Raw genomic sequence first — 2,189 nt, forward strand, 5'->3', positions numbered from 1 at the left:
TTCAGCAGGCTCGACAGCTCGGCGAGAGCCCGCTGGACCGATGAAGCGGCTATACCGGTCGTGGGGCGCAGCGCTGGGTAGGTGCCGCCGAGATCGGCGAGCACCCGGCGGGAAGGCGGCGGCAGCGCGTTCAGGCCCAGGCATGAACCTGGCTCTGGCCGACGCCCCGCTTCAGCGCGCCGGCACGGTTCCGAGACATGCTCGCCGTTGCTGCGGGCTTGGCCCGAGCACGATCGGACGCAGCCGCCTCCGAAACCTGTTCGGGGTTCGCCCAGTCTGGCCCGGCGGCCGAGGCAGCTTTGCCCGCAAGGCGTCGAGGAGCTGGCGGCGCCGGCATGGCCTGCGTGAGGACGAAGCGGGCGACGCGGCCGAGATCGAGGTAGCGGGCCGTGAACGAAGCCGCAAAATCGGTCGCCCCGGCCTCACGGATCGCGGCGACCACCGCCTCCAGGGTCAGGGTGCTGAAGCCGACCCGGCCGGGCGCTTCGGCAGGGTCGCCGAGTTCGGCGGCGTAGCGCCCGCCCATAGCCTGTACGTGTTGATTTTGGGCAGGCCCGAGAAGGACGAAGTGGCCCCGGCCGTAGAGACCGTGCTGCAGCATAAGCTGGCCCAGGACGTGCTCGCGGCGAAGCTGTTCGAAGCCTGGCCGGGCTAGCACTGCAGCATCGGGATCGCGGAAGAGGCCGCTCTCCCGGGCGGTCTCGGCGTAGCGGGGCCGCGGCGCCGGGGCGGGGCCGCCGGTGCCCTCCGTGTACTTGATCTCGATCGCCACGAAGGCGGGCTCGCCCTCAGGCGTCACGATGTCGATGAGAACGTCGAAAGCGGTGCCGTCGCCGAAGTAGTCCGGCCCGCGCCGGCCGGGGCTGTGCTCGAAGCGGATGCTGGTGACGGTGCCGACGAAGCCCGGGAGCAATTTCCGGAACACGGCCGCGGCGCGGGCGGGGTCAAGTGCCAGGGGGACGAAGAGGTTCAGGGTCAGGGCCTGGCTGGACAGGAGGTTGCCCCACAGCCGGGCCTCCTCGAACAGCGCGCCAGGCTCGCGAAACAGCAGGATTTCCCGGGCATGGGCGGCGATGGCCGGGCTCAGGAAGGTGGCGCCCGCCCGCGCCGCGGCCGTCGAGAGCCGGGAGGCCAGACGGACGGACTTCGACCGGCTGATGCCGGGTGTCGTGGACGAAGCGGTCCGGCCCCCGGCCCACCGCGGCTCCAGGCGGTGCTGCCCGGCCGGCAGACCGTGCTCCTCCCGCCAGAGGGAGGCCAGCAGGCGGCAGGCGGCGGTAAAGCGCGTGTCGTTGGAGACGAACGCATCCTGCCGTTTCAGCACGTCCTCGGGCACCAGGGGCACGGGGCGCGTTGGCATCGAAGCAGACGATGCCGTCATTCCGATCGATCCTGTCGGGTGGGCACCATCGGCGGCCGGGACGGGGCCCGTCGGGGCGGTCGCGGTGCGGCGGGATCGAGGCAGGCAAGTGCTTGGCATCCAGGGAAACTCCGAACACCCGCATCAGCGCGGGCTCGGCTTCCATTCCGTCCAGGCAGAGGAAGTTTAGCTTGCTCGGTCGACACATCCGCCTTTCGGCAGCGGGATCGGCTCCGCTCCTGCTCCGGAGGGGGATGATCGTCTCTCCCTCCCTTTTGTATTTAGTGCGCAACCAGCTCAATCGCTAGACAAACAGCTACTTGGGATGATCTTTTTGGGGCGGAACGCCCAGCATTTGGTGACCGGTCCTGATAGTACAGCTCTCCTGGCACGAGGCGGCGTAACACCTAAGCGCCCCCCCTTAGTCGGACGCACCAAAAGTGTCACCGTGACAGATTTCGCCGTCTTGGCCCCGCGGGGTCGACCGCATGGGTATAGCTGACCTTCCGAATCTAATCAGAATCGGCAGATATGCGCACCGCGCAAGTGCCCATGCGTGGATGAAAAAGGGGCTTGACAGCTATATTACCGTCCAGACCCATTTTCTTGGTCTGGCATGGGAGTAACAGCATGTCAGATAGCAACATCATTTTAGAAGTCGAGCGCCCCGCGCAGGAGACCGAGGCGCAGACGGGAATCGATGAGGTGCCCCCCGCTGCCGTAGAGGTGGTGGAAACGGTGCCGACCTCGAATTCGGCGTCGAGCCTTGATGAGCTTGCCGAGCGAATCCGACAGAATTATCAGATCCTCACCGAACGCGTCTTCGCGA

2 protein-coding genes are annotated in these 2,189 nt (G+C 67.3%); one reads left to right on the forward strand and one right to left on the reverse strand.

From position 1 onward, the window contains the following. Positions 1-130 precede the first annotated feature (130 nt). The gene (locus MFF54_RS27560; RefSeq protein WP_238307360.1) at positions 131-1,360 is read right to left on the reverse strand and encodes a PGN_0703 family putative restriction endonuclease; all 1,230 of its coding nucleotides are present in this window, start codon (positions 1,358-1,360) and stop codon (positions 131-133) included. A gap of 630 nt (positions 1,361-1,990) precedes the next feature. Here MFF54_RS27560 and MFF54_RS27565 point away from each other — a divergent pair. Continuing rightward, positions 1,991-2,189 (forward strand): hypothetical protein (locus MFF54_RS27565; protein WP_238307361.1); only part of this gene is annotated, 199 nt, incomplete at its 3' end.

Origin of the sequence: Methylobacterium gregans (assembly GCF_022179245.1) — a bacterium.
Classification (GTDB): domain Bacteria; phylum Pseudomonadota; class Alphaproteobacteria; order Rhizobiales; family Beijerinckiaceae; genus Methylobacterium; species Methylobacterium gregans.

Excerpts from the sequence above, each read along its gene's own strand:
- MFF54_RS27560 (WP_238307360.1), bottom strand. The coding sequence starts at position 1,360 with ATGCCAACGCGCCCCGTGCCCCTGGTGCCCGAGGACGTGCTGAAACGG.